We start from the raw sequence: 26,677 nt of genomic DNA, 5'->3' as shown, positions 1-26,677 counted from the left end.
CCCAAAAAGGCAATAAACTGGCGCGGACGACGCCGCGCCGGGGAATCAGAAGCTAGCACTTACGCCGACGTATGGGCCATCGGCTACGGCGTTATCACGATGACCTTCTTTACCGGTCATATCGATATAGCGATAACCGGCTTCAACGGTCAGTGGGCGCATGATGGTATAACGCGCACCCGCGTTCGCTTCCTGATACGCTTTCACACCACTGGAGAGCGAATCCGGCGAGTAATAATATTCGCCGAACAGGCTGAAGCTGCTGGCGATTTTCCATTGCAGGCCGCCACCGACCGCAATGGCGTAACCGTCGCTACCGGAATCCGGGCTGATGTAAAGGCCTTTACCGCCGACCGTCGCCAGGAACGGCCCCAGTGGAAGGTTATAACCCAGACCGAGACCGGCGACTTCACCATCATCTTCGCTGTGCGCCCAGTTGCCGGTTACGGCAATACCGCTGGTTTCAGTACCAAGACCGAAACCTAAGTTGCTGTAGTTTTTACCAAGCTGACCATTCAAACTCACAGCCTGGGCACCAGCAGATGCCAGCAGCAGACTGGCTAATCCTAATAAAGCCACTTTTTTCATTTTTGATATCCGCACATTTCAAACCAATTTCCCAAAGCTGCTGATTATATGCCTATTTTTCTTTTCGCATCATCAATAAAAAAGGGATAATGCGCTAAGCCGCTCACTTTTTCTGCGCCGCGGCGTGCTATAATGCCGTGCTTTATTTTCATTATTATCAAGGAGATAACAATGCGACAACGGACAATTGTCTGCCCGCTGATTCAAAATGACGGCGCCTACCTGATATGTAAAATGGCCGATGACCGTGGCGTCTTTCCTGGCCAGTGGGCTTTGTCGGGTGGCGGTGTAGAGCCAGGTGAGCGGATTGAAGAAGCGCTGCGCAGAGAGATCCGCGAAGAGTTGGGCGATAAACTGGTGCTAAGCCAGATAACGCCGTGGACCTTTCGCGATGATACGCGGATGAAAACCTACCCCGACGGCACGAAAGAGCAGATCTACATGATTTACCTGATTTTTGACTGCATCAGCGCCAACCGTGAAGTCAGCATCAATGACGAGTTTCAGGATTTTGCGTGGGTGAAGCCTGCGGACCTGCATCGTTACGATCTCAACGACGCCACCCGCAGGACACTCACCCTGAAAAGAGTGCTGTAAACCTCAATGACTGGCCTGCTCAACCACGTCAGCCGGAGCCCGGTCAGTTTTACTACATCGTCGGGCTTGAACCCCTTTTGCAGTACCGCAATGCACCATGTTCATTAACGCCGCCTTATGCCGATCGCACCGTGCCATTCACTGTGGCATTCGCCCACTGAAGCACCGCGCGCCGCGAGATTTTGATCCCGCCATTTTTCAGCTCAGCAGGCATCTCCAGCCAGCGCAGCGGCTGCTGAAAACGAGCCAGTTTATCACTCACCCACGCTGACAGCGCAGCCGCATCAACGCCGCCCTCACACTCCACCACAGCCAGTGGACGCTGGCCGAACTCAGCATCATCAACCGGCACAACCATAACCTGCTGAACCTGTGGATGACGCGCGATCACGCGTTCCACCTCTTCCGGCTGAATCCCTTCTCCGCCGCTGAAGAAAAGGTTATCCAGCCGACCACGGATAGTGAGGCAACCACCGTTGAGCATCCCACGATCGCGGGTGGCAAACCAGCCCTCACTGTTCACCAGAGGCAGAAGCTCACCGTCACGCCAGTACCCTGACGCCATGCTCTCCGCTCGCAGCCAGACCTCTTCACCAACAATTTTCACTTCGCGTCCGCGCAGGGCATAACCGACATCTGGCGCGCCGTCTGCTTCTTTAGCGCAGACCGTTGAGGCAAACTCCGTCAGGCCATAACCGCAAAAGCAGCGAATACCACGCTCACGCGCCTGCTGCGTCAGCGCTACCGGGATCGCTGCGCCGCCCAGCAGTACCGATTTCAACGATACCGACGCGCTATCGTTGAGTAAGCGCCACAGTTGCGTCGGCACCAACGAAGCATGCGTACAATCGACCAGCGCCTGTGCCAGAGGCAATGCAGGCTGTACGGCGATCCGTGCTCCGGCCAGCAACCAGCGCCACAAAATCCCCTGCCCGGAAACGTGAAACAGCGGCAGCGATAGCAGCCAGTCATCATTGTCAGCATAGGGAATCAACGCCAGCACGCCCTGGGCGCTGGCGAGGTGAGCATGAAACGTGTGCACTGCCGCTTTCGGCAGGCCGGTGGAGCCGGAAGTTAAGGTCATGGATGCCAGACGCTTCGGCTGCCACACCACCGCATGCTCGCCAGCGAGTTCATGAAGCGCCAGCGCCTCCAGAGCAGGCCAGTCGACGCCAGCATCTAAATCCAACGCAAAGCGCAACGTCAGCTGTGGTAAGAGTGCATCCAGCAACACGGCGGGCAGTTGCGGGTTCACCGGTAGCACCCGCGCGCCACACTGCAACAGTGCCAGCCACGCCAGCAGCGTATCCGGATGATTACGCGCCCGCAACATCACGCCATCACCGACGTTTACTCCCTGGCACGCAAAACCGCTGGCCAGCGCATCAATACGTGCGCACAGTTCGCGCCAGTTCAGAGTCTGTTGTTCAAGGCGGGCGGCTATCTGATCACCGCGAACCTGCCGCCAGTGCCTCCAGGGCCAGTCCGTAAAGGTCATAGTAGGGGTTCCAGTACCTCTGCCTGTAAACAGGGTAAATCGCTTTCTGGCCAGCGGCGCAGGAGCTGGCACTGCATCAGTTGTAAGGTATCCAGCCCGGGAAGGGTGCCGGGCGTCAGCCAGGCGGCGATACGCGCGAGTTGCGTCAGGCCAAGGCTGGATTCAATGGACGAACTGATCACCACCGTCAGCCCTAGCGCTTTGGCAGCGGCAACCTGCTGTTGTACCCGCTGCAAACTGCCGGTCAGCGTAGGTTTGATCACCACAGCACCCAATCCTTGCTGCAGCGTAAGCTGAAAATCATCATCGCGCAGGCTTTCATCCCAGGCGATAGTGATTCCGCTTTCGCGGGCAAAGGCCAGCGACTCTGCGGGGGTTTTGCATGGCTCTTCGAGAAAAGCGATGCGCGAACGGTATTCCGGGTTTATATATTTGGCGAACTGCTGCGCTTTTAGCGGTGTCCAGGCACGGTTGGCGTCCAGGCGCAGGCATAAATCAGGGATCGACTCCAGCAGCAGGTTAACCACCATGCCATCGCGCACCGCTTCGTATAACCCGACCTTCACTTTCGCCACTTTTTCACCCGGTAAAGCAGCCAGTGCAGCGAAGAGATCGTCTGGATCGCCAGTACACAGCATGACGGCCCGATAGTCTGCCTGTTGCGGTAACTCACCGCACAGTTCCGCCAGCGCACAACTTAAACCAAACGCCACCGAAGGCTGCTCGGGCAGCGATAACGTTTTCTCTTCACGCCAGCCGCACAGCCAGCTGATTGCCGACTGTTGTGCCTCGTCAAGCGTTTCATGACTAAAGCCCGGCAGTGGGGAGATCTCTCCCCATCCTTCGCGCCCGTCGACCTGCAAATGGACAAATAACCCGTCGCGGGTTTTCAGGCGCCGCTCACGCAGCACGACGCCCGCATCGAGCGGAATTTGCCAACGGTAAAGTTGCGCCTGTCGCATTATGGGTTCCGTTTGAATTTGCTGAAATCGGGCTGACGTTTCTGGTTAAAAGCGTTGCGCCCTTCCTGGCCCTCTTCGGTCATATAGAACAACATGGTGGCATTGCCCGCCAGCTCTTGCAGACCCGCCTGACCGTCGCAGTCAGCATTCAGCGCCGCTTTCAGGCAACGCAGCGCCATCGGGCTGTTTTGCAGCATTTCTCGGCACCAGCGCACAGTCTCTTTCTCCAGCTCCATCACCGGCACCACCGTGTTCACCAGCCCCATATCCAGCGCCTGTTGCGCGTCATACTGACGGCAGAGGAACCAGATCTCGCGGGCTTTTTTCTGCCCGACAATACGCGCCATATAAGACGCGCCCCAGCCACCATCAAAGGAGCCGACTTTCGGACCGGTCTGGCCGAAAATCGCGTTTTCTGCCGCAATGGTCAGATCGCACATCATGTGCAGCACATGGCCGCCGCCGATAGAATAGCCAGCCACCATCGCCACCACCGGTTTCGGGCAGGTACGGATCTGGCGCTGGAAATCGAGCACGTTAAGATGATGAACGCCGGAGTCATCCTGATAGCCACCATAATCACCACGCACTTTCTGATCGCCACCGGAACAAAATGCTTTGTCACCTTCACCAGTCAGAATGATAACGCCAATGCTGTCGTCATAACGCGCATCGGCCAGTGCCTGGATCATCTCTTTCACCGTCAGCGGACGGAACGCATTGCGCACCTGCGGACGATTGATGGTGATTTTGGCAATCCCGTCAGCAGATTTCTGGTAACGAATGTCGGTGTAGCCTTCGGAACAGTCACGCCACTCAACCGGCGCGTAAAGCATGCTTTCATCTGGGTAGATCATAGTGTGCCCTTTATCTCAAGACGCAGAATTCGCGCCAGGATGTCAGCAACGGCTGCGGGATTTTCCCGGTGCGCGTTGTGCCCGGCGGCAGGAATGGCGTGACAGTGGCCGGTGACTTGCGTCGCCAGCATCTGAAACTTACTGTCATATTCACCGTATAAATAATGAACAGGAATGGAAAGTGTCCGTAATAGGCTACGAAGATCGGGTTGCTGCGCCAGCGATGTTGCTTCAAGCATAGTGGCAAGCGTTGCGCCATTGTTCCGACTGCGCAATGCGACCAGCGCCGCGCGCTGCGGCTCGCTGAGCGAGGCAAAAACCGGTTGCCGGTACCAGGCATCAAAGACAACCTCCAGCGGCTGCTGACGAAAACGCGCCGCCCATTGTCTGTCCGATCCCAGACGTTCGTGGCGTCTGCTTTCATCAGGCAATCCTGGGTGCCCACCTTCTACCACGACACCACACAAACCGGCAGGATGCTGGCAGGCGTGATACATCGAAACCCGCCCGCCCAGCGAATAACCTACCAGCCAGTATTTTTTTATGTTGTAACGAGTAAGCGTTACCCGCAGCAGCGCGTCCATGTCATCGAACGAAGTCACAGAGAGATCGGCGGAACCACCATGCCCAGGCAGATCGAGCAGAAGCCGGGGGAACGCAGTCAGCATTTCACTGACCGCTTGCCACTCGCGGTTATCGCCGGAAAAGCCGTGCAAAAACACCAGCCACGGCTGTGGCCTGTCGGCGGGGAGAGCAAGCCCATGCAGCATCACAGCTGGCTCACCTGCGCCAGCAGCGTTTGCAACGTCTGCGCACCATCCGTGTCGTTGACCACCAGTTCAATCAACGTAGCGCCCGATTTATGCCACGCGCCAGATAGCGCCTGCGCCAGCGCTTCCCAGTTTTCCGGACGATGGTAATCAAGACCGAACATTGCTGCCGCGTGGTCAAAATGCACGTTCTGCGGCATCAGATAGAACTGCTCACGCTCGGCGGACGGTGTCGGTAGCAGAGAAAAGATTTGTCCACCGTTGTTGTTCACCACCAGCAGGACAAATGGTGCTGGAACATGGCGCAACAACGCCAGCGCGTTCAGATCGTAGAGGGCGGAAAGATCGCCAACCATTGCCAGCGTCGGGCGGGCGCTGGCGCGCTGCACGCCTGCTGAAGTTGATAACAAACCGTCGATGCCGCTGGCGCCGCGGTTGCTGAATACGGGATAACCTGCCGGGATCTGCCCGAGTGCATCCACCAGCCGGACAACCAGGCTATTGCCAAGAAAAAGCTGCCCCTGTTCCGGTAAATAATCGGCAATGCGGTGCGCAAGCTGCGCTTCGCCAAAGGTTTCACGCTGCGCCGCGACCCTGGCCCACGTCTGCGCGGAGAGCTGAGGCAGTTCCACGCACCAGGGCGCGCGCGGCTCCGCAGGATGTAGCGCCAGCCAACTGGCGACATCCGAAACCAGCCGGCGTCCGCGATGGTGAGACGGATCCAGCCGCCCCTGTAGATGATCAATCAGCCAGTATTCTTGTGGTTCGCAGGTCGCCTGCCACTGCAGTAGCCTTTTACCGGTCAGGCTACTGCCAAACTGCAACACAATTTGCGCCTGAGCCAGTTCTTCTGTCGCACGGCTGTTGCCGAGCCACAGATCGGCGCACGGCAACGGCTGGCCAGTGTGGGATAAAACATCACCCATTAATGGCCAACCAAGCGTTTTCGCCCATTCGGCCAGCAGTTTACCTTCGCTCGCACTCATGCGACCGGCCACAATGACGCCGCGTTTTTGTCGCCATAAAAACCAGTCACACTGCTTTTCTGTACTGATTTTATTCAGTGTTTGCAGCCACGGTTTATTATTCTGCCACCAGTCGCCCAGCGCCAGCTGCCAGGCAAGACCGCTTTCATCCATTTCGCCATACAGGGGTTCAGCGAATGGACAGTTTATGTGTACCGCCCCACCATGTAGCGAGCCGAGCACGTTATCAATAGCCGATACCAGCCAGCGGGCCGGGATATCCTGCGACGGGCGCGGCAACGCGAGCGATTCAGCAGGATGCGAGGCAAACATCCCCGGCTGGCGGATAGCCTGGTTTGCGCCACAATCAATCAGCTCTGGCGGACGATCGGCGGTGAGCAGCACCAGCTTTTCGCCAGTCAGCCCGGCCTCGATCAGTGCGGGATAGAGATTTGCCACCGCCGTACCAGACGTCACGATAACCGCGACAGGCTCTTTGCTCGCTTTCGCCAGTCCCAGCGCAAGATGCCCTAAACCGCGCTCATCAAAGTGCGTATGATGAATAAAAGCGCTATTGTCCGCTGCCGCCAGCGTTAATGGGGTGGAACGCGAACCGGGGGCGATACAAACATGCCTGACACCATGACGGGTAAGGGCCTCAAGGATCACCGTCGCCCAGCGTCGGTTAAATGAACTGATTGACATGAATTTGTCCGGTATCAATATTGCTGTTCAGTATAAATAGTCAGAAAAAATTTAATTTTGATATGAATCGGTTATGCGTGCGTAAGTTCTAATAAAGATCGCAGGCCAGCCGCTTTATTGTCGATTTCCTGCCATTCTTGCTCAGCGTCCGATCCGGGCACAATGCCAGCTCCGGCGTACAGTCGAACGGTGCTGCCGCTGACTTTTGCTGAGCGTAACGCGACGCAGAATTCACTCTGCTGACGGGATAAATATCCCGCCGAACCGGCATACCATTCACGGGCGAACGGTTCGTGGCGCTGAATAAAGTCCCACGCGGCACGGCGCGGTAAGCCAGCAACGGCGGCTGTCGGCTGTAACAGTTGCAGGCATAATGCGTCGTCGGGCGTTTGTAAATCGCTCCAGATACAACGCCGGAGGTGCTGAACATTACGCAGCCTGACGATCTGTGGTGGCAACACATCGAGAGCAGCCGTCTGCTGCTGCAAACGCTGGCAGATATCTTCCACCACCAACATATTTTCCCGCTGATTTTTATCGTCATTCATCAGCCAGGCACCCAGACGTTGCGCCTGAAGATCGTCATCATGACCCGCCACCGTTCCGGCCAGCGCTTCAGTGCGCAGTGCATTGCCGCGTCGCCGCCATAGCCGTTCCGGTGGCGATCCTAAAAAGGCGTTATGTGCATCAAAGACCATCATAAAGTGGAAGCAGTGGTAATTAACGCGGCGGCTGGCAGCCATCAGCGAAGCCGCATCCACGGCATTTGCATAGCAATAATCGGTCGCCCGGGCGAGCACCACTTTATCGAGCGCCGCACTTTCGAGCGTCCCCAGCGCCTGCGCAATCAGGCTCTTCCACGCGTCACGCTCCGGGTAATGGCGCTGCACAAGGCATGGTTGCTGTTTCAGGATGGCAAGCGGGGTGAAAGGCGAGAGCGCCTGCAAAAACTCAACAGCGCGCTCAGCATCGTCATGCAGTGAGGTATCGCTGTAGAGGTAGAGCCGTAACATCGCTCGTCCACCTTCACGACGCCACTCAAGGCGTGGCAAAAACAGCGATCCCTGCGAAGGATCGAAAGCATTAAGCCCCCAGATACGAACATCCTCTGGTAAGGGGTATAAAAATTGTTGCGCGAGAGGTAACGATGAGAAGCGGCAGAGTGCACCAAGCGCGGCAGTTTCCTCGTCGCCGCTACGCTGCTGCCAGTAAAATTGTGGCCAGACAGACTGACTGGCAACCCATGCCAGCGGATCGAAAGCGTCATTTAACGGGAAAGGCACATCAAAAAACTGAAAACCAGGCGACCGGGGAAAACGCTCGGTCAAGCGGCGATACAGGTCGCCAAGCGCAGAGGAAATAGAAAGCACGCGAGCCCCTCCCTGTTAAAAACCACATAGTATACGGGGTACTTAGCGTAATAACAGTACCCCGTTCCAGGGAGGGGAAGTGAAACGTTATCGGCGGGCCAGTAGCAGGCCGAGTACCAGACCGACAGCAGCGCCGGCACCAATACCCTGCCATGGTTTTTCATGAACATAATCGTCGGCGCGATAGACCGCTTTTTTCGCCCGATAGTAGTAGGTATCCGACGCGCGACTGACGCGGTTCTTCACGTCATGCAGCGCCTGCTCGGCGCGGGCTTTGAGTTCGATGTACTTCTGGTCGGCAGGGTCGCCCGAGGAGCGAAGGACTTCTTCCAGCGTTTCGCTCAGCAGGGTCAGGTCGTCATCAATGTTTGAATCATAAGAGTGGTATGACATCGTTTGTCTCCATGTTATGCACCTGTCCGCTAACTATAGACAAACACTGCGGGTTACGCCTGGCAGATCTCCCGCGCCATTCCGATATGCGCAATGCCATCTTCATCATAAACATCCGTCACTGGCTGAAAGCCAAAGTGTGCATAAAAAGATTGCAGATGTGCCTGTGCTCCCAGGTAGAGCGCCCGCTGCGGCCAATGTTGCTCACAGGAATTCACGGCGCGTTCCATTAGCTGGTAGCCCAGTTTTTCCCCCCTGACCTGAGCACTGACGATCACCCGGCCAATCACCACGGGTGATAGATCATCATCACTTTTCAGAATCCTCGCATACGCCACCAGTTGCTCCCCTTTCCAGCCGAGGATATGTCGGTTTTCTCCTATCAGATCATCGCCATCCACGTCCAGATAAGGGCAGGTTTGCTCCACAACAAACACTTCGCAGCGCAGCTTCAGCGCGGCGTAGAGTCCAGCGACAGTAAGTTCAGAATGATGCAGGTCTTGCCAGTTGATCATCTCTTGCTCCTTATTTGTTATCATCCCGTTATACTCATTTTTTTGTGATTTGGGCAGAGCATAACTGTGGAACTGATTTTCCTTGGCACCTCCGCTGGCGTCCCGACGCGCACACGTAACGTAACCGCGATGCTGTTGAATTTACAGCACCCAACCCGCGCAGGGCTTTGGTTGTTTGATTGCGGTGAAGGCACGCAGCACCAGATGCTACGCACAGCGTTCCATCCAGGCAAGCTGGACAAAATTTTTATCACTCATCTGCATGGCGATCATCTGTTTGGTCTGCCGGGGTTACTGTGCAGCCGCTCGATGGCCGGGAATGTTCGGCCGCTGGATATTTATGGCCCGCAAGGCATTCGCGAGTTTGTGGAAACAACCTTACGGCTGAGCGGTTCATGGACCGACTATCCGCTGACAATCCATGAAATTACGGCCGGGCCGGTGGTGGATGACGGTCTACGCAAAGTTACAGCTTATCTGCTGGCGCACCCGGTGGAGTGCTACGGTTATCGTATTGAGGAGCATGATAAGCCCGGCGCACTGGATGCGGCCGCGCTGGCCGCCGCAGGCGTAGCGCCAGGACCGCTATTTCAGAAATTAAAAGCGGGTGAAACGGTGGCGCTGGAAGATGGCCGCACGCTGTGCGGTACTGATTATCTTGCTCCGGCAGAGCCGGGGAAAAAGCTGGCGATTTTTGGCGATACCTCTCCCTGCCCTGCATCGCTTGAACTGGCGCACGGTGTGGATCTGCTGGTACATGAAGCTACACTGGAAAGTGCGATGGAGGAGAAAGCGAATAGCCGCGGCCACAGTTCAACGCGGCAGGCCGCGCAACTGGCGCTGAACGCGGGCGTAGGCAGGCTGGTGATAACACACCTCAGTTCACGTTATGACGAGAAAGGTAGCCAGGCAGTGCTGGCCGAATGCCAGTCACTCTTTGCGCAAACGACTCTGGCTGAAGATTTTGCGCTAGTTCACATTTGATTTTAATTTAGGCACTCTATTTTTTTCCCTACATGCCGATAATAGATATACGCAGGCATATTCTATTGAGGGCATGATGGACAATTTCCAGAAAGACATCGATGACAGGGCGAATCTTACTCTGTCGAACCGGTTTGAGCTGTTGCTGTTTCGTCTCGGCAGATCGTTAGATTCCACGAAATCAGAGCTGTTTGGCATCAACGTGTTTAAATTGCGTGAAATTGTGCCGATGCCCACCTTCACTCGCCCTGCCGGAATGAAGCCGCCCTTACTGGGGATGGTCAATATTCGCGACCAGGTGATCCCAGTGATTGACCTGGCAGCGGTTGCGGGCTGCAAGCCCACGACCGGTCTCAATATTTTGTTGATCACAGAATATGCCCGTAGCGTACAGGCCTTTGCGGTGGAGTCAGTAGATAACATCATTCGCCTGGACTGGAAACAAGTGCATACGGCTGAGAAAGCGATCAACGGTCGTTATATCACCAGTATTGCCTGCCTGGATGACGATAAGGACACCAACAATCTGGCGATGGTGTTGGATGTTGAGCAGATCCTGTATGACATTGTACCTGCGGATCACGACGTTCATGGCGATCATGTGCCGGACAAGAAATTCCATCTGAAACCGGGCTCGGTGGCGATTGTGGCGGAAGATTCCAAAGTTGCACGCGCCATGCTGGAGAAAGGCCTTAACTCGATGGAAATTCCGACCGACATGCATATCACCGGCAAAGATGCGTGGGAGAAAATCCAGATTCTGGCGCAGCAGGCCGACAGTGAAGGTGTACCGGTTAGCGATAAGATCGCCATGGTATTGACCGATCTTGAAATGCCGGAAATGGACGGTTTTACTTTAACGCGTCTGATTAAAACCGATCCGCGCCTGAAGAACATTCCGGTGGTGATCCACTCGTCACTCTCCGGTAGCGCGAACGAAGATCACGTACGTAAAGTGCAGGCCGATGGCTATGTTGCGAAGTTCGAAATCAACGAGCTTTCGGCAGTTATTCAGGAAGTGCTTGACCGTGCCGCCAATAACGTACGCGGCCCGCTGATCAGCCACCATCAGGTTGCTTCACAACCGTTACTGGCGAAATAATTTCTGCACCATAAAAAAACCGCCGGGTTTGCAGCCCGGCGGTTTTTCTTTATGCGCTGTACGCGGTTACATCATCGGCAGCGCTAGCTGTACGATACTGATCAACGGCTGCGGGTAAATACCCAACAGTAATACCAGCAACGCAGAGATCAGCACCACAATCCCACCAGCGCTGTAGGCCCAGTCGGAGGGCGCATCGCGGTTCAGTTGCTGCGGAGCACTCAGATAGAGGCTCACCGCCACGCGCAGGTAGTAATACAAACCAATCGCTGAACCGACCACCACCGCGCCCGTCAACCACCACAGGTGCGCCTCAACGCCGACAGCAAGGATGTAGAATTTACCAATAAAGCCTAAGGTCATCGGAATACCGGCCAGCGACAGCATCATCACCGTCAGAACCGCCGAGAGAATAGGACGGTGCCAGAACAGACCGCGATAGGAATATAGCGATTCTGCATCCGGGCCGCGATATGGGCTGGACATCAGGCTCACCACACCAAACGCGCCGAGGCTGCTGAACAGGTAACCAGCCAGATAAACGCCAACGGTTTCCATCGACATCCGGCCGCTCTGCAACGCAATCAACGCCACCAGCAAATAACCGAGGTGCGAGATGGAAGAGAAACCGAGCAGACGCTTGATGTTGGTCTGGCTCAGCGCCATCAGGTTACCGAAAATGATGGAAACAAAGGCAATAAGACCCAGTACCACACGAACGGCTTCACTGTCGCTAACCGGCGCGTAGAGGAACAAACGCATCAGCACGCCAAAGATGGCAATTTTGCTGGCGGTCGCCAGAAAGGTGGAAACTGGCGCAGGCGCGCCCTGATAAACGTCCGGCGTCCATAGGTGAAATGGCACCAGCGAGAGTTTGAAACCGAGACCAACAATCATCAGGCCCAGACCCGCCAGCAACAGCGGCTCCTGCAGCATGCCTTCACCGAGGCTCTTACCGATAGCAACAAATGCCAGGTTCCCGGTTTGTGCGTACACCAGTGCAATACCGAACAGCAGGAAAGAAGAGGCTGCGGCAGACAGAATGGTGTACTTGATACTGGCTTCCAACGAACGTTTCTGACGGAAGGCATAACCTACCAGTCCGAACAGCGGCAGGGAGATCAGTTCAATACCAAGGAACAACGCGGCCATATGGTTGGCGTTAGCCAACAGAATGCCGCCCAGCGCGGCAATCAGTACCAGCAGATAAAACTCTTCTTTGTTGTCGCTATACCCTTCCAGCCACGGATAGGCGAAGGTGCAGGTGGCGAGGCTCGCCAGTAGCACCAGCCCTGTGTAGAGCATGGCGTAACCATCGACGCGCATCAGCGGTGTCACATCCATTGCTCCCGCCTGCCCAACAAACCACAGGGAGAGCAGCGCGACGTTCAGACCGATGACCGACAGCGTGGCATTGAGGAAATGATTGCGTCGCCACGCAATGGATAGCATCACAACCACCACCGTCAATCCGACGATCAGCAGCGGCAGCAGCGCAATCAGGTGTTGTGGAGTAATTGTCATGGCGATTTACGGCCTTGTAGTAGTAATAGAGTTAACAAACCACTGCTGGATATTACCCATCGCGGCATGCGAAGTATCCAGAATCGGCTGCGGATAGAAGCCAAGCAGTACCAGAAGCACAACCAGGATCAAGATCATAAACAGCTCGCGCAGTGACAGCCCCGGCAGTTCCTTGCTGGCCAGTTCGCTTTTCGCTTTACCGAAGTAGGCGCGATGCAGCATTGCCAGTGAGTAAACCGATGCGAAAACCAGACCGAAGGTGGAAATCACCGTGATCATCGGCACAACCTTATAGCTGCCGAAGAGGATCATGAATTCACCGACGAAGTTACCGGTACCTGGCATACCCAACGTGGCAACAGCAAAGAACATCGACAGCGCCGGCAACCATTTAATCTTGCTCCACAACCCGCCCATCATACGCATGTCGCGAGTATGCAGGCGTTCGTACAACTGACCGCACAGGATAAACAGACCCGCCGCAGAGAGACCGTGCGCAATCATCTGGATAACCGCGCCCTGATAGGCCAGCTGGCTGCCGGTGTAGATAGCAATCAGCACGAAGCCCATGTGGGACACCGAGGTGTACGCAATCAGGCGTTTGATATCCGTCTGGGTGAATGCCATCCACGCACCGTAGAAAATACCGATGACCCCCAGCCACATGGCGATAGGCGCAAACTCAGCGGAAGCGTTCGGGAACAAAGGCAGCGAGAAGCGCAGCAAACCATAGGCCGCAGTTTTCAGCAGGATCCCCGCCAGGTCAACAGAGCCTGCGGTCGGTGCCTGCGAGTGCGCATCCGGTAACCAACCGTGCAGTGGCACCACCGGCATTTTCACCGCGAAGGCAATAAAGAAGCCAAGCATCAGCAGATATTCGACGTGGTCGGACATCGGCGTTTTCAGCAGGTCTTCATAGTCGAATGTCCAGACGCCAGTCGCGTTATAGTGCACCACTACCAGCGCCAGGATGGCAATCAACATCACCAAACCACTGGCCTGGGTATAAATGAAGAACTTGGTTGCAGCCGTGATACGCGTCTTCCCGTCGGAGGCTTTGTGGCCCCACAGTGCAATCAGGAAGTACATCGGCACCAGCATCATTTCCCAGAAGAAGAAGAACAGGAACATGTCGATGGCAAGGAACACGCCGATAACGCCGCCCAGAATCCACATCAGGTTAAGATGGAAGAAGCCCTGATATTTCTCGATTTCACGCCAGGAGCAGAGTACCGCCAGCACGCCGAGGAAACCGGTCAGCACGACCATCAGCAACGACAAACCATCCATCGCCAGATGAATATTGATGCCGAAGCGTGGGATCCACGCCAGTTTAAACTCTTCCTGCCAGGCAGGCAGACCGGTGGATTGCGTAAGAGAGTAGCCGCCCTGCATCCAGAGTTGCAGGGAAAGCGCCAGCGTCAGTCCCATGGTGATCAGAGCGATCCAGCGCGGCACCTTCACGCCAAAGCGTTCGGTCTGCCAGCAGAGAAAGCCGCCGATAAAGGGGATTAGTATTAGCCAGGGTAATAACATGGCGGTGTATGTCCCTTATATTAATTCCTGTTCAGGCTATCTTGCTCGTCATAGCAAACCCCGGCTGTGCTCGCAATCCTCACGTACTCCAGTACGCTCCGGTTGCTCTGCGCAGGCGGTGTCCACTCTGACTTCGCCGATAACGCCTGTCTATCAGGAATACTTACCTAAAATATGTTTTCACCGGAGACGGATCTTCTCGCCCCACAAATCACACAAATTCAGTCTGAAGGCCGGATAAGCACTGCGCCAGCCGGCCCACAAACTCAGCGCAATACCATCAACAGCGCCAGCACCACGACTGCGCCAATGCTCATCGACGCGACATACCAGCGCAGATACCCGTTCTCGCTAAACAGCAGCCCTTTGCCTGCAAAGCGGGAAAGGATCGCTGGAATGTTCATTAGTGCATTCAGCGGATCGCTCTTCAACAGCCAGGCAATGCCAAGATACGGCTTCACGAAGATGCGGTCGTACAACGCATCAAAGCCCCAGGCATTGAACCACCAGGTCCCGAAGAAACGACCTGCAGCGCTGTTGGCAATCGAGTGCACCAGCGTACGTTTACCCAGCCAAAGCCAGGCCGCCAGTAGAATACCGATGACGGCAACCGCACCGGACGCTACTTCCAGCATGACCACACTGCTGTGCGCTAGCTCGGTGGTTTCTGGCAGAACGCCTCTCAGCGGCGGCACAATCATCGCGCCAATAAAGGTGGAGAGTAGCAGCAGCACAATCAGCGGTAGGTGATGGGTGATCCCCTTCCCTGCATGAGCGTGAATCTGTTCTTTCCCATGGAAGACAATGAAAATCAGGCGGAAGGTATACAGCGATGTCATAAACGCGCCCACCAGACCGGCAATCATCAGATTGACATGGCCGTTTGCTACCGCACCGGCAAGGATTTCGTCCTTACTGAAGAAGCCTGCGGTTAGCAATGGCAGCGCCGACAGCGCCGCGCCACCGACCAGGAAGCAAGCGTATACCAGCGGAATCGACTTACGCAGACCACCCATTTTAAAGATGTTCTGCTCGTGATGGCAGGCAAGGATCACGGAACCGGACGACAGGAACAGCAGCGCTTTAAAGAATGCATGCGTCATCAGGTGGAAAATCGCCGCATCCCAGGCCTGCACGCCCAGCGCCAGGAACATGTAACCGATCTGGCTCATGGTTGAGTAGGCCAGTACGCGTTTGATATCCGTCTGCACCAGCGCGGCGAAACCCGCCATCAGCAGCGTTACCGCCCCGACGATACCGACCAGATGCAGCACTTCCGGGGTCATCAGGAACAGCCCATGCGTACGGGCAATCAGATAAACACCGGCGGTCACCATAGTGGCGGCGTGGATCAGCGCGGAAACAGGCGTCGGGCCAGCCATCGCATCCGCCAGCCATGTTTGCAACGGCAGTTGCGCGGATTTACCGACCGCACCACCCAGCAGCATCAGCGTCGCCCACATCAGCATATTATTGCCGTTGGCGAAGTGCTGCGGCGCAAGCTCAACCATTTCGCGGAAGTTCAGCGTGCCGAGTTCGTTGTAAAGGATGAACAGCGCGAAAGCGAGGAAGACGTCACCCACACGGGTAACGACGAACGCTTTCATTGCCGCAGCGCCATTCTTCGGTTCGGTGTAGTAGAAGCCGATCAGCAGATAGGAACACAGGCCCACGCCTTCCCAGCCGAGGTACATCAGCAGCAGGTTATCCGCCAGTACCAGTACCACCATACTGGCGATAAACAGGTTGGTATAGGCGAAGAAACGGGAGTAACCCTCTTCTCCGCGCATATACCACGAAGCGAACATATGGATCAGGAAACCCACACCGGTGACGACCGAAAGCATAGTCAGCGACAGGCCGTCCAGCACCAGGTTGAACCCGATGTTGAAATCACCGACCGCCATCCACGTCCACAGCGGTTGCGAAAACGCCTGCTGGCCGTTATTGAAGAAATCAACGCCGACAAGGGCGGTCACCAGCGCCGCGAGGCCAATCGAGCCAACGCCAACGGTCGCAGAAAGATTCTCTGACCAGCGCCCGCGGGAAAAGGCCAGTAAGACAAAGCCAATAAAAGGCAAAATAATGGTTAAGGCGAGCATGTTCATCCACGCATCTCACTTACTGAATCGATATTCAGATTCTGGCGGCGACGATGGAGTTGCAGCAGCAACGCCAGGCCAATACTCGCTTCCGCAGCCGCAAGGCTAATGGCGAGGATATACATCACCTGCCCGTCGGTCTGACCCCAGTAACTGCCAGCAACCACGAAGGCCAGCGCAGCAGCGTTAATCATGATTTCCAACCCAATCAGCATAAACAGCAGGTTGCGGCGGATAACCAAACCGGTCAGACCCAAAACAAACAAAATCGCTGCGAGGATCAGTCCATGTTGTAAGGGGATCATGCTTGCTCCTCCGTTTTTCTTTTCGCGCGGTCATCGGTACGATTGCTCAGCACTTCACCAACTCTGTCTTCGCGCCCCAGATGGAAGGCCACAACCAGACCAGCCAGCAGCAGCATGGAGGCCAGCTCCACGGCCAGGACATAGGGGCCAAACAGTGTAATACCGACCGCTTTCGCGCTAATTGCCGCACCGTCGATACCCTGATCGTTGACGCCCAGAATGGCGTAAATCATCACCCCCAGTAGCACCGCAGAGAGCAAAGCCGGGCCGATCCAGATTTGCGGCGACAGCCAGTTGCGCTCCTGCTCGACCACGGTATTGCCGAGGTTCAGCATCATCACCACAAACACGAACAGCACCATGATAGCCCCGGCGTAAACGATGATCTCCAGTGCACCGGCGAAGTAAGCGCCGAGTGAAAAGAAGACGCCAGCGATGGCCAGCAGAGACACAATCAGATACAGCAAGGCGTGCACCGGGTTGGTATGCGTTATTACGCGTACCGTCGTCAGGATGGCGACCAGGCCACAGATATAAAAAGCGAACTCCATTGCCCCTCTCCTTACGGTAACAGGCTCTTGACGTCGATAGGTTTGGCTTCGTTTTCCGCTTCACCTTTATCTTTGCCGTCGATTGCCATACCTGCCATCCGGTAGAAGTTATATTCCGGGTATTTGCCCGGACCGGAGATCAGCAGATCCTCTTTTTCGTACACCAGGTCCTGACGTTTGTATTCACCCATTTCGAAATCCGGGGTGAGCTGAATCGCCGTTGTCGGGCACGCCTCTTCGCACAGACCGCAGAAAATGCAGCGTGAGAAGTTGATACGGAAAAACTCCGGATACCAGCGACCGTCCTGCATCTCCGCTTTTTGCAGCGAGATACAGCCTACCGGGCACGCTACCGCACAAAGGTTACAGGCAACGCAACGCTCGGAACCGTCCGGGTCGCGCGTCAGCACGATACGTCCACGGTAACGCGGCGGCAGATAAACCGGCTCCTCAGGGTACATACGGGTTTCGCGTTTCGCGAAAGCATGCAGGCCAATCATCCAGATACTACGGACCTGGGTGCCGAAGCCCACGAGTAATTCTTTTAAAGTCATGGTCTTTTCACCCCTTATTGCGCCTGCCAGAGAATGACAGCCGCTGTTCCCAGCAAATTAAGTAGCGTCAGCGGCAGACAGATTTTCCAGCCGAACGACATCACCTGATCATAACGAGGACGCGGCAGTGCGGCGCGAATCAAAATGAACATCATCATAAAGAACGCGGTTTTCAGCGCGAACCAGATGAAAGGCGGTAATAACGGCCCCTGCCAGCCACCGAAGAACAGCGTGACCATCAGCGCGGAAATGGTGACAATACCGATATATTCGCCGACGAAGAACAGGCCGAATTTCATCCCGGAATATTCAATGTGGTAACCATCCGCCAGTTCCTGCTCTGCTTCCGGCTGGTCAAACGGATGGCGGTGACACACCGCCACGCCTGCGATAGCAAAGGTCACAAAACCGAAGAACTGAGGAATGACGTTCCACAAACCCGCCTGGTTGTTGACGATATCGGTCATGTTGAATGAACCGGCCTGCGCCACCACGCCCATCAGGGAAAGCCCAAGGAACACCTCATAGCTCAGGGTTTGCGCAGAAGCACGCATCGCACCGAGCAGCGAGTATTTGTTGTTGCTCGACCAACCCGCGAATAGCACCGCGTAAACCGCCAACCCTGCCATCATTAAGAAGAACAGGATGCCGATGTTCAGATCCGCCACGACCCAGGTAGGACTGACCGGCACAATGGCGAACGCTAACAGCAGCGAGGTGAAGGCGATCATTGGCGCGATAGTGAAGATCACACGATCGGAGAAGCGCGGGATCCAGTCCTCTTTAAAGAACATTTTGATCATGTCCGCAACCAGCTGGAGTGAGCCACCCCAGCCAACGCGGTTCGGTCCGTAACGGTTCTGGAACAGACCGAGCAGACGACGCTCACCAAAGCTCATGAACGCACCGCAGGTGACTACCACCAGCAGAATGACAACGGCTTTCAGGATGCTCAGCAGAATGTCGATAACATCCGGTGTTAACCAGCTCATGCTTGCGCCTCCTGCAGATTTTCAAGACGTGCCCCGGCCAGCACCGGCGCGATACCCTGCATCCCCATCGGCAGACCAACCTGCCCGGCTGCCAGACCTTCGGAAACCTGCAGTGGCAGGCTGATGGTCTGACCTTCCCAAGTGAAGGAGATATGTGCACCTGCGTTAACGCCAAGCTTCGCAGCATCGGTCGGGTTCAGCTTGATGTAAGGTTCCGGCATACGGCTCTGGAATACCGGAGCACGCTGCGACATTTCATCGCTACCGAACAAGTGGTAGTAAGGCGCAATACGCCATTTACCCTCTTGCGCTTCGAAGGTTTCGGGAATGGAAGTGAAGTATTCCAGCCCACTTTCGCTGGCCTCAATCAGACGAACGCCCGGATCGCCATAACGCAGGTGACCACCCACTTCAGCCTGAAATTTGTTCCAGGCCTGCGGGGAGTTCCAGCCCGGCGCCCACGCAAACGGAATTTGCGAACGCGGGGCGGACGGCTGGTTGTTCCCTTCCATCGAGAAGGCGAACATGGTGTCTTTATCCTGCGGCTGACGCGGTTCGTGCACGCTGATATTGGCGCGCATGGCAGTACGTCCACTGTAGCGATGCGGTTCACGGGCCAGTTTCTGACCGCGAATGCGGAAGCTGGCGTCCGGTGCTGCGTCTTTAATCCCCGCCAGTTGCGGCAACGCTTCAACAGCGGCGTCAATCACATGGTCGAGTTGCGTCCAGTCCACTTCGCGGTTTTCAACGGTGCTGTGCAGCGAATGCAGCCAGCGCCAGCTCTCCAGCATAATGGTTTTGCTGTCGTAGTAGGTCGGATCGTAAACCTGGAAGAAACGCTGCGCGCGGCCTTCGTTATTGATTACTGTGCCGTCGCTTTCTGCAAAGCTTGCTGCGGAGAGCACCAGATGAGCCTGCTCCATGATTGCCGTACGCTGATGATCGATCACCAATACCAGCGGCGCTTTCGCCAGCGCGGCATCTACGCGTGCAGCAGAGGCATGGCGGTGCAGATCATTTTCCAGCACCACAACAGCATCAGCATGGCCGTGCTCCAGCTCCGCCAGCGCGTCATCAAGGCTGCCGCCGCCAATCAGGCCGAGGCCCATGCTATTCACCGAACGAGCAATCATGGTGATGCCGACATCGGCACCGCGCCCTTTCAGCGCTTTTGCCACGTTGGCAGCTGCCTGGATCACTTCCGCGCTACCGGCGTTCGTCCCGGAAATAATCAGCGGTTTCTTCGCGCCAGCCAACGCCTGGACAATCACATCGATTTTGTTTTTCAGGTCGCTGCTCAGACCGTCAACCGCTGGTGCTGTCTCATCCAGCGCGTGGGCGATAGCGAAACCTAAACGCGCCTGATCTTCGACCGGTGCGCAATAGGTCCACGCAGCGACATCGTCCAGACGGGTGCTGTCGACGTTGGTAACAAACAGCGGATGTTTGGCTCGCTGACCGATATTCATGATCGCCGCAATCTGCCAGTCGGCAACTTTCTGCGCCGCCGCCATTTCACGGGCTTTGCCTTTCACAGCCTGACGAACTGCCAGCGCAACGCGCGCGCCGGTCTGCGTGATGTCTTCGCCAAGGATCAGCACCGCATCGTAAGATTCGATTTCGCGCAGCGCCGGGGTATGGATACCGCCTTCGCGCAGCACTTTCAGCGCCAGTTCCAGACGCTCCTGCTCGCCTTTGGCGATGCCAGTGTAGAAGTTATCCGCACCGACCAACGCACGCAGGGCAAAATTGCTCTCCACGCTGGCGCGCGGAGAACCGATGCCTATGACTTTCTTCGACTGACGCAGGATGTCCGCCGCGCCCTGCATCGCCTGCTCAGCATTCAGGGTGATCAGATCATCACCACGACGCTGTACCGGCTGACGCGGTCTGTCTTTCAGGTTGACATAGCCATAACCAAAACGGCCACGGTCGCAAAGGAAGTAGTGGTTAACGGTACCGTTGTAACGGTTTTCGATGCGGCGCAGCTCGCCGTAGCGTTCTCCCGGACTGGTGTTGCAACCCAGCGAGCACTGCTGGCAGATGCTCGGTGCAAATTGCATATCCCACTTACGGTTGTAGCGCTCAGAGTGCGTTTTGTCGGTGAAAACGCCAGTTGGGCAGATTTCCACCAGGTTGCCAGAGAACTCGCTTTCCAGCGTGCCATCTTCTGGACGGCCAAAGTAGACGTTATCGTGTGCGCCATAGACGCCAAGATCCGTACCGTCTGCATAGTCTTTGTAATAACGCACGCAGCGGTAGCAGGCGATACAGCGGTTCATTTCGTGTGAGATGAACGGACCAAGATCCTGATTACGGTGAGTACGTTTAGTAAAACGATAGCGACGGAAGCTGTGACCGGTCATGACGGTCATATCTTGCAGGTGGCAGTTGCCGCCCTCTTCGCAGACCGGGCAATCGTGCGGGTGGTTAGTCATTAACCACTCCACTACGCTTTCACGGAATTGCTTCGCTTCATCGTCATCGATGGAAATAAAAGTACCGTCGGATGCCGGTGTCATACAGGACATCACCAGGCGGCCACGCGTGTCTTCCGCGTTTTGATATTGCTTCACCGCACACTGGCGGCACGCACCCACGCTCCCAAGCGCCGGATGCCAGCAAAAATAAGGAATATCAAGGCCTAAGGAGAGACAAGCCTCAAGAAGGTTGTCTGCTCCGTTTACCTCGTATTCTTTGCCGTCTACATGAATAGTAGCCATTAGCATGCTTCCAGTTGGCCTGAATAACCTTTGTCCTTCGTGCTGTAGCAGCGTTGTTACATCGCGAAGATTGCGGGTCTTTCTCAGGTATTAATCAAAATTTTCCGGACTCGCCCAGGCGAGTAACCCCAATTACCAGCGCGCTTTCAGCAAGTTTGGCTGGATACCGCCAATCGCATGAGTATTACTGAATTGCTGTTTAATACCCGCTTCGAATTCTTCGCGGAAATATTTAATCGCGCTCTGTAAGGGTTCAACCGCACCCGGCGCATGCGCGCAGAAGGTTTTACCCGGCCCAAGTTGTCGACACAGTTGCTCAAGTGTCTCGATGTCCCCAGGCTGGCCTTCACCACGCTCCAGCGCACGCAGAATTTTTACGCTCCACGGCAGGCCATCACGGCATGGCGTACACCAGCCGCAGGATTCGCGGGCGAAAAACTCTTCCAGATTGCGCACCAGCGGCACCATGCCAATCTCATGATCAACGGCCATGGCCAGTGCCGTTCCCAGACGGCTGCCCGCTTTGCCGATGCTTTCGAATTCCATTGGCAAATCGAGGTGCGCTTCGGTCAGGAAGTCTGTACCTGCACCACCTGGCTGCCAGGCTTTGAATTTCAGGCCATCGCGCATGCCACCCGCATAATCTTCGAGGATTTCACGCGCGGTCGTACCGAACGGCAGTTCCCACAGGCCCGGGTTTTTCACGCGGCCGGAGAAGCCCATCAGCTTAGTACCCGCATCTTTGCTGGTCGAAATGTTCTGATACCATTCAACGCCATTAGCCAGAATGGCCGGCACGTTGCACAGGGTTTCGACGTTGTTGACGCAAGTTGGTTTACCCCATACGCCAGAGCTTGCCGGGAACGGCGGCTTGGAGCGTGGATTCGCGCGGCGACCTTCCAGCGAGTTAATCAGCGCGGTTTCTTCACCGCAGATATAGCGTCCGGCTCCGGTATGAACAAACAGTTCAAAATCAAAACCGCTGCCGAGGATATTTTTACCCAGCAAACCCGCTTCGGTTGCTTCGGCAATGGCACGACGCAGATGTACTGCTGCTTCGATATATTCGCCACGCAGGAAGATGTAGCCACGGTAAGCTTTCAGCGCAAAGGCGGAAATCAGCATGCCTTCCACCAGCAGGTGCGGCAACTGCTCCATCAACAGACGGTCTTTATAGGTGCCCGGCTCCATTTCATCAGCGTTACACAGCAAGTAACGGATATTCATGGATTCGTCTTTTGGCATCAGGCTCCACTTCAACCCCGTGGAGAAGCCCGCGCCGCCACGACCTTTAAGGCCGGAATCTTTTACGGCGTTGACGATTTCGTCCGGTGCCATGCCAGAGAGCGCTTTACGCGCACCGGCATAACCATTTTTGCTCTGGTATTCATCCAGCCAGACCGGCTGCCTGTCGTCACGCAGCCGCCAGGTTAGCGGATGAGTTTCGGGAGTACGGGTAACTGTTTTCATTTATACCGCTCCAGCAGTTCGGGAATGCCTTCCGGAGTCAGATGCGCATGAGTGTCCTCATCGATCATCATGTTCGGCCCTTTATCGCAGTTGCCCAGACAGCAGGTCGGCAGCAGCGTAAAGCGACCGTCGAAAGTGGTCTGGCCCGGTTTGATCTTCAGGTGGTTTTCAATCGCCGACTGAATGCCTTGATAACCGGTGATATGGCAAACCACACTGTCGCAATAGCGGATCACGTGGCGACCGACTGGTTGACGGAAGATCTGGCTGTAGAACGTTGCCACGCCTTCGACATCGCTCGCCGGGATCCCCAGAACATCAGCAATGGCGTAAATCGCGCCGTCCGGCACCCAGCCACGTCGCTTCTGAACGATCTTCAGCGCTTCAATGGACGCCGCACGCGGGTCTTCGTAGTGGTGCTTTTCGTGCTCAATTGCCTCACGCTCTGCCGCACTCAGCTCAAAAGCCTCGGTTTGTGGTTGTTGATTCTCGTGCATAATTAGCGGTCCACATCTGACATAACAAAATCGATACTACCCAGATAGACAATCAGGTCGGATACCAGGCTGCCGCGGATCGCCGACGGGATTTGCTGCAAATGTGCAAAGCTCGGTGTGCGAACGCGCGTGCGGTAGCTCATGGTGCTGCCGTCACTGGTCAGGTAGTAACTGTTAATACCCTTGGTTGCTTCAATCATCTGGAAGGATTCGTTGGCTGGCATTACCGGGCCCCAAGAAACTTGCAGGAAGTGAGTAATCAGGGTTTCGATATGTTGCAGCGTGCGCTCTTTCGGTGGCGGCGTCGTCAGCGGATGATCCGCTTTGAACGGGCCTTCCGGCATATTGTTAAGACACTGCTCAAGAATACGCAGGCTCTGGCGCAGCTCTTCGACTTTCAGCATCACGCGGGTATAGCAGTCGCTGACGCCACCACCCACTGGGATTTCAAAGTCGAAGTTTTCATAGCCGGAGTATGGACGCGCTTTACGCACGTCAAAGTTGATACCGGTAGCACGCAGACCCGCGCCGGTAGTGCCCCACTCCAGAGCTTCTTTCGCTCCATAAGCAGCAACACCTTGCGAGCGGCCTTTCAGAATGGTGTTACGCAGCGCCGCTTTCTCATACGAGGCCAGACGTTTCGGCATCCAGTCGAGGAATTCACGCAGCAAACGATCCCAGCCACGCGGCAGATCGTGCGCCACCCCGCCAATACGGAACCACGCCGGGTGCATGCGGAAACCGGTGATCGCTTCCACCAGATCGTAAATTTTCTGGCGATCGGTAAAAGCAAAGAACACCGGGGTCATAGCCCCAACGTCCTGAATAAAGGTAGAGATATAAAGCAGGTGGCTGTTGATGCGGAACAGTTCAGAGAGCATCACGCGGATAACGTTGACGCGATCCGGTACGGTGATCCCCGCCAGTTTCTCTACTGCCAGCACATACGGCATTTCGTTAACACAGCCGCCCAGGTATTCAATACGATCGGTATAAGGAATGTAGCTGTGCCAAGATTGGCGCTCGCCCATTTTTTCCGCGCCGCGGTGGTGGTAACCGATATCCGGTACGCAGTCGACAATCTCTTCGCCGTCGAGTTGCAGAATAATGCGGAAAGCACCGTGCGCAGACGGGTGGTTCGGACCGAGGTTGAGGAACATAAAGTCCTCATTGTCGGTGCCGCGCTTCATGCCCCAGTCTTCCGGTTTAAAGGTCAGCGCTTCCATTTCTAAATCCTGCTTGGCTTTGGTCAGCTCAAACGGATCGAATTCGGTGGCGCGCGCCGGGTAATCTTTACGCAGCGGGTGTCCCGTCCAGGTCTGCGGCATCATGATGCGCGTCAGGTGCGGGTGACCATTAAAGGTAACACCAAACATTTCCCAGGTTTCACGCTCGTACCAGTTGGCGTTGGGGAAAAGTTTGGTAAACGTCGGCACATTCAAATCGTTTTCAGAAAGTGCCACCTTGAGCATGATATCGCGATTGCGATCGATCGAAATCAGGTGATAGAAAACGGAAAAATCCGCGGCGGGTAAACCGGCGCGGTGTGTACGTAGACGCTCGTCCATGCCGTGTAGATCAAACAGCATGACGTAAGGTTTCGGCAGCTTCTTCAGGAAATCGCCAACTTCCAGCAATTGCTCACGCTTCACCCAGACTACGGGTACCCCGGTGCGGGTCGCCTGAACGGTAAAGGCATCCGGCCCAAAACGGTTGCGCAATTCGCCAATGACCGGATCATTCAGATGATCCCGAGTCTGCCATGCGGCTTCTTGCGCGGTTAAATCGGTCATATTGTTCACCATTGCAAAGGGTCCGTGGTGACTGTCGGGTATGGCTTCGCGTTATTGGATTATTGAAATGCGAAGTTTTTTTCCATTACCCACAGGCGCACATTAAATCTCGTCCGGCGTACGCAGATTGGTAACGGCAATGCGTTCGCCACGCTTACGATCGCGTTCCGACTGCATATTGGCGCGGTAAACGCCCTGATCGCCAACCACCCAGGAAAGTGGACGACGTTCTTTACCAATCGATTCCTGTAACAACATCAGCGCCTGCATATACGCTTCAGGACGCGGCGGACAGCCAGGGATGTAAACATCCACCGGGATAAATTTATCGACGCCCTGCACGACAGAGTAGATATCGTACATACCGCCAGAGTTCGCGCAGGCTCCCATTGAGATAACCCACTTAGGTTCCAGCATCTGGTCATACAAACGCTGAATGACAGGCGCCATTTTGGTAAAGCAGGTACCGGCGACGACCATAAGATCCGCCTGACGAGGAGAAGCACGCAGTACTTCCGCACCAAAACGCGCGACGTCGTGAACAGCTGTAAAGGAGGTCACCATCTCTACATAGCAGCACGAAAGACCAAAGTTATATGGCCAAATTGAGTTCTTACGGCCCCAGTTCACCATATCGTGCAGGGCATTTTCGAGTTTGCCCATGTAAACGCTACGATTGATTTCTTGTTCCAGGGGGTCGGTTACGATCTCCTGTTTTTGCAGGGGGTAACGGTCGTTCTCACCGTTAGGATCTATGCGGGTGAGCGTATAATCCATCTTATTGCCTCGCGGTTAGCGTTGACGATCAGTGTAGCTGCCAGTCTCTGGGTTGATATGCTCACGGCGCGAACGCACGGGCGTCCAATCCAGCGCGCCAATACGCACCAGATAAACCAGACCAGCCAACAGCACTAAAATAAAAATTGCAGCTTCGACAAAACCGACCCACCCACTCTCGCGAATGGAGGTTGACCATGCATAGAGGTAAAGCGCTTCCACATCGAAGATGACGAAGAACATGGCCACCAGGTAGAACTTGGCGGAGAGACGTAAGCGCGCGGAACCGACAGAATCGATACCGGATTCGAAAGGAACGTTTTTGTGCCTTGCACGTGCACGGCCGCCTAAAAAACGACCGCCAACCAGCATCAGGCAACAAAGCCCTATGGCGACAATAAGAAAGATAGCGAATGCCCAGTGATGAGCGATGATTTCAGTGGATGTTGACATACGCATTGCTTTACTCAAAAGGTAGCGTTAATACCTCTGCTCTTGCTGGCAGATGACGCCACATCGATTCACGGGGAGGAATAAAACCACACAT

At 55.5% G+C, this 26,677-nt stretch carries 25 protein-coding genes; 3 read left to right on the top strand and 22 right to left on the bottom strand.

Going from position 1 to position 26,677, the window contains the following annotated elements:
• Positions 1–45: 45 nt before the first annotated feature.
• Positions 46–588 (bottom strand): YfaZ family outer membrane protein, encoded by a 543-nt coding sequence (locus BM427_RS15490; protein WP_090122968.1) that lies wholly within the window; start codon positions 586–588, stop codon positions 46–48.
• A 171-nt stretch (positions 589–759) separates the two neighbouring features.
• Here BM427_RS15490 and nudI point away from each other — a divergent pair, with 171 nt between their 5' ends.
• A complete protein-coding gene (gene nudI, locus BM427_RS15485) occupies positions 760–1,185 on the top strand; it encodes a nucleoside triphosphatase NudI (protein ID WP_090122966.1) in 426 nt (141 codons plus the stop codon).
• 115 nt (positions 1,186–1,300) lie between these two features.
• On the opposite strand, the gene menE is transcribed toward nudI, so the two are convergent.
• The 8 genes from menE to BM427_RS15445 form a co-directional block, all read right to left on the bottom strand.
• On the bottom strand, positions 1,301–2,683 hold the full coding sequence (gene menE / locus BM427_RS15480; protein ID WP_090122964.1) for an o-succinylbenzoate--CoA ligase: 1,383 nt from the start codon (positions 2,681–2,683) through the stop codon (positions 1,301–1,303).
• Complete coding sequence (gene menC, locus BM427_RS15475) at positions 2,680–3,645, bottom strand: o-succinylbenzoate synthase (RefSeq protein WP_090122962.1); 966 nt, start codon at positions 3,643–3,645, stop codon at positions 2,680–2,682. Before menC ends, menE begins: the two co-directional genes overlap by 4 nt.
• Entirely contained in the window at positions 3,645–4,502 is an 858-nt protein-coding gene (gene menB, locus BM427_RS15470; protein ID WP_090122960.1) for a 1,4-dihydroxy-2-naphthoyl-CoA synthase, read from the bottom strand. The genes menC and menB overlap by 1 nt, the downstream gene beginning before the upstream one ends.
• Complete coding sequence (gene menH / locus BM427_RS15465) at positions 4,499–5,275, bottom strand: 2-succinyl-6-hydroxy-2,4-cyclohexadiene-1-carboxylate synthase (protein WP_090122958.1); 777 nt, start codon at positions 5,273–5,275, stop codon at positions 4,499–4,501. Before menH ends, menB begins: the two co-directional genes overlap by 4 nt.
• Positions 5,272–6,942: a 2-succinyl-5-enolpyruvyl-6-hydroxy-3-cyclohexene-1-carboxylic-acid synthase gene (gene menD, locus BM427_RS15460; RefSeq protein ID WP_090122956.1), complete on the bottom strand. Its 1,671-nt coding sequence runs from the start codon at positions 6,940–6,942 to the stop codon at positions 5,272–5,274. The genes menH and menD overlap by 4 nt, the downstream gene beginning before the upstream one ends.
• A gap of 71 nt (positions 6,943–7,013) precedes the next feature.
• Complete coding sequence (gene menF, locus BM427_RS15455; RefSeq protein ID WP_090122954.1) at positions 7,014–8,312, bottom strand: isochorismate synthase MenF; 1,299 nt, start codon at positions 8,310–8,312, stop codon at positions 7,014–7,016.
• A gap of 87 nt (positions 8,313–8,399) precedes the next feature.
• Complete coding sequence (elaB, locus tag BM427_RS15450) at positions 8,400–8,705, bottom strand: stress response protein ElaB (RefSeq protein ID WP_090122952.1); 306 nt, start codon at positions 8,703–8,705, stop codon at positions 8,400–8,402.
• A 53-nt stretch (positions 8,706–8,758) separates the two neighbouring features.
• Positions 8,759–9,220, bottom strand: coding sequence for a GNAT family N-acetyltransferase (locus tag BM427_RS15445; RefSeq protein WP_090122950.1), 462 nt, complete (start codon positions 9,218–9,220; stop codon positions 8,759–8,761).
• Between the two features lie 66 nt (positions 9,221–9,286).
• Between BM427_RS15445 and rbn the strand changes: the two genes are divergently transcribed.
• Entirely contained in the window at positions 9,287–10,204 is a 918-nt protein-coding gene (gene rbn, locus BM427_RS15440) for a ribonuclease BN (RefSeq protein WP_090122949.1), read from the top strand.
• Positions 10,205–10,280: 76 nt separating this feature from the next.
• A complete protein-coding gene (locus BM427_RS15435; protein WP_090122947.1) occupies positions 10,281–11,306 on the top strand; it encodes a chemotaxis protein in 1,026 nt (341 codons plus the stop codon).
• Between the two features lie 66 nt (positions 11,307–11,372).
• Here the strand turns inward: BM427_RS15435 and nuoN are convergent, their stop codons facing one another.
• The 13 genes from nuoN to nuoA all read right to left on the bottom strand — a co-directional run bounded on the left by nuoN (position 11,373) and on the right by nuoA (position 26,589).
• Entirely contained in the window at positions 11,373–12,830 is a 1,458-nt protein-coding gene (gene nuoN, locus BM427_RS15430) for an NADH-quinone oxidoreductase subunit NuoN (protein ID WP_090122945.1), read from the bottom strand.
• A gap of 6 nt (positions 12,831–12,836) precedes the next feature.
• Positions 12,837–14,366 (bottom strand): NADH-quinone oxidoreductase subunit M, encoded by a 1,530-nt coding sequence (gene nuoM, locus BM427_RS15425; RefSeq protein WP_090122943.1) that lies wholly within the window; start codon positions 14,364–14,366, stop codon positions 12,837–12,839.
• A 266-nt stretch (positions 14,367–14,632) separates the two neighbouring features.
• Positions 14,633–16,474 (bottom strand): NADH-quinone oxidoreductase subunit L, encoded by a 1,842-nt coding sequence (gene nuoL, locus BM427_RS15420; RefSeq protein WP_090122941.1) that lies wholly within the window; start codon positions 16,472–16,474, stop codon positions 14,633–14,635.
• Positions 16,471–16,773, bottom strand: a complete 303-nt coding sequence (nuoK, locus tag BM427_RS15415; protein ID WP_002463445.1) for an NADH-quinone oxidoreductase subunit NuoK — start codon at positions 16,771–16,773, stop codon at positions 16,471–16,473. The genes nuoL and nuoK overlap by 4 nt, the downstream gene beginning before the upstream one ends.
• The gene (gene nuoJ / locus BM427_RS15410; protein ID WP_090122939.1) at positions 16,770–17,324 is read right to left on the bottom strand and encodes an NADH-quinone oxidoreductase subunit J; all 555 of its coding nucleotides are present in this window, start codon (positions 17,322–17,324) and stop codon (positions 16,770–16,772) included. The genes nuoK and nuoJ overlap by 4 nt, the downstream gene beginning before the upstream one ends.
• An 11-nt stretch (positions 17,325–17,335) precedes the next feature.
• Positions 17,336–17,878 carry an NADH-quinone oxidoreductase subunit NuoI gene (nuoI, locus tag BM427_RS15405; RefSeq protein ID WP_035942165.1) on the bottom strand — a complete coding sequence of 181 codons (543 nt, stop codon included), beginning with the start codon at positions 17,876–17,878 and terminating at the stop codon, positions 17,336–17,338.
• A 14-nt stretch (positions 17,879–17,892) separates the two neighbouring features.
• Positions 17,893–18,870 carry an NADH-quinone oxidoreductase subunit NuoH gene (gene nuoH / locus BM427_RS15400; RefSeq protein ID WP_090122937.1) on the bottom strand — a complete coding sequence of 326 codons (978 nt, stop codon included), beginning with the start codon at positions 18,868–18,870 and terminating at the stop codon, positions 17,893–17,895.
• A complete protein-coding gene (nuoG, locus tag BM427_RS15395) occupies positions 18,867–21,593 on the bottom strand; it encodes an NADH-quinone oxidoreductase subunit NuoG (RefSeq protein WP_139234423.1) in 2,727 nt (908 codons plus the stop codon). The genes nuoH and nuoG overlap by 4 nt, the downstream gene beginning before the upstream one ends.
• Positions 21,594–21,725: 132 nt before the next feature.
• A complete protein-coding gene (gene nuoF, locus BM427_RS15390; RefSeq protein WP_090122933.1) occupies positions 21,726–23,063 on the bottom strand; it encodes an NADH-quinone oxidoreductase subunit NuoF in 1,338 nt (445 codons plus the stop codon).
• The gene (nuoE, locus tag BM427_RS15385) at positions 23,060–23,560 is read right to left on the bottom strand and encodes an NADH-quinone oxidoreductase subunit NuoE (RefSeq protein WP_090122931.1); all 501 of its coding nucleotides are present in this window, start codon (positions 23,558–23,560) and stop codon (positions 23,060–23,062) included. Before nuoE ends, nuoF begins: the two co-directional genes overlap by 4 nt.
• Before the next feature lie 2 nt (positions 23,561–23,562).
• On the bottom strand, positions 23,563–25,365 hold the full coding sequence (gene nuoC, locus BM427_RS15380; protein WP_090122929.1) for an NADH-quinone oxidoreductase subunit C/D: 1,803 nt from the start codon (positions 25,363–25,365) through the stop codon (positions 23,563–23,565).
• Between the two features lie 90 nt (positions 25,366–25,455).
• Positions 25,456–26,130, bottom strand: coding sequence for an NADH-quinone oxidoreductase subunit NuoB (nuoB, locus tag BM427_RS15375; protein WP_007371088.1), 675 nt, complete (start codon positions 26,128–26,130; stop codon positions 25,456–25,458).
• A 15-nt stretch (positions 26,131–26,145) separates the two neighbouring features.
• Complete coding sequence (gene nuoA / locus BM427_RS15370) at positions 26,146–26,589, bottom strand: NADH-quinone oxidoreductase subunit NuoA (RefSeq protein ID WP_035889801.1); 444 nt, start codon at positions 26,587–26,589, stop codon at positions 26,146–26,148.
• Between the last annotated feature and the right edge of the window lie 88 nt (positions 26,590–26,677).

It is taken from the genome of Kosakonia arachidis (assembly GCF_900116535.1).
In the GTDB taxonomy this organism is placed as follows: Bacteria; Pseudomonadota; Gammaproteobacteria; order Enterobacterales; family Enterobacteriaceae; genus Kosakonia; species Kosakonia arachidis.
This window is presented reverse-complemented; position numbering and strand designations above follow the sequence as displayed.

Bases quoted from the DNA above. Each gene is read 5' to 3' on its own strand.
- BM427_RS15490 (WP_090122968.1), bottom strand. From the start codon at position 588: ATGAAAAAAGTGGCTTTATTAGGATTAGCCAGTCTGCTGCTGGCATCT.
- nudI (WP_090122966.1), top strand. From the start codon at position 760: ATGCGACAACGGACAATTGTCTGCCCGCTGATTCAAAATGACGGCGCC.
- menE (WP_090122964.1), bottom strand. From the start codon at position 2,683: ATGACCTTTACGGACTGGCCCTGGAGGCACTGGCGGCAGGTTCGCGGT.
- menC (WP_090122962.1), bottom strand. From the start codon at position 3,645: ATGCGACAGGCGCAACTTTACCGTTGGCAAATTCCGCTCGATGCGGGC.
- menB (WP_090122960.1), bottom strand. From the start codon at position 4,502: ATGATCTACCCAGATGAAAGCATGCTTTACGCGCCGGTTGAGTGGCGT.
- menD (WP_090122956.1), bottom strand. From the start codon at position 6,942: ATGTCAATCAGTTCATTTAACCGACGCTGGGCGACGGTGATCCTTGAG.
- elaB (WP_090122952.1), bottom strand. From the start codon at position 8,705: ATGTCATACCACTCTTATGATTCAAACATTGATGACGACCTGACCCTG.
- BM427_RS15445 (WP_090122950.1), bottom strand. From the start codon at position 9,220: ATGATCAACTGGCAAGACCTGCATCATTCTGAACTTACTGTCGCTGGA.
- BM427_RS15435 (WP_090122947.1), top strand. From the start codon at position 10,281: ATGGACAATTTCCAGAAAGACATCGATGACAGGGCGAATCTTACTCTG.
- nuoN (WP_090122945.1), bottom strand. From the start codon at position 12,830: ATGACAATTACTCCACAACACCTGATTGCGCTGCTGCCGCTGCTGATC.
- nuoM (WP_090122943.1), bottom strand. From the start codon at position 14,366: ATGTTATTACCCTGGCTAATACTAATCCCCTTTATCGGCGGCTTTCTC.
- nuoL (WP_090122941.1), bottom strand. From the start codon at position 16,474: ATGAACATGCTCGCCTTAACCATTATTTTGCCTTTTATTGGCTTTGTC.
- nuoK (WP_002463445.1), bottom strand. From the start codon at position 16,773: ATGATCCCCTTACAACATGGACTGATCCTCGCAGCGATTTTGTTTGTT.
- nuoJ (WP_090122939.1), bottom strand. From the start codon at position 17,324: ATGGAGTTCGCTTTTTATATCTGTGGCCTGGTCGCCATCCTGACGACG.
- nuoI (WP_035942165.1), bottom strand. From the start codon at position 17,878: ATGACTTTAAAAGAATTACTCGTGGGCTTCGGCACCCAGGTCCGTAGT.
- nuoH (WP_090122937.1), bottom strand. From the start codon at position 18,870: ATGAGCTGGTTAACACCGGATGTTATCGACATTCTGCTGAGCATCCTG.
- nuoG (WP_139234423.1), bottom strand. From the start codon at position 21,593: ATGGCTACTATTCATGTAGACGGCAAAGAATACGAGGTAAACGGAGCA.
- nuoF (WP_090122933.1), bottom strand. From the start codon at position 23,063: ATGAAAACAGTTACCCGTACTCCCGAAACTCATCCGCTAACCTGGCGG.
- nuoE (WP_090122931.1), bottom strand. From the start codon at position 23,560: ATGCACGAGAATCAACAACCACAAACCGAGGCTTTTGAGCTGAGTGCG.
- nuoC (WP_090122929.1), bottom strand. From the start codon at position 25,365: ATGGTGAACAATATGACCGATTTAACCGCGCAAGAAGCCGCATGGCAG.
- nuoB (WP_007371088.1), bottom strand. From the start codon at position 26,130: ATGGATTATACGCTCACCCGCATAGATCCTAACGGTGAGAACGACCGT.
- nuoA (WP_035889801.1), bottom strand. From the start codon at position 26,589: ATGCGTATGTCAACATCCACTGAAATCATCGCTCATCACTGGGCATTC.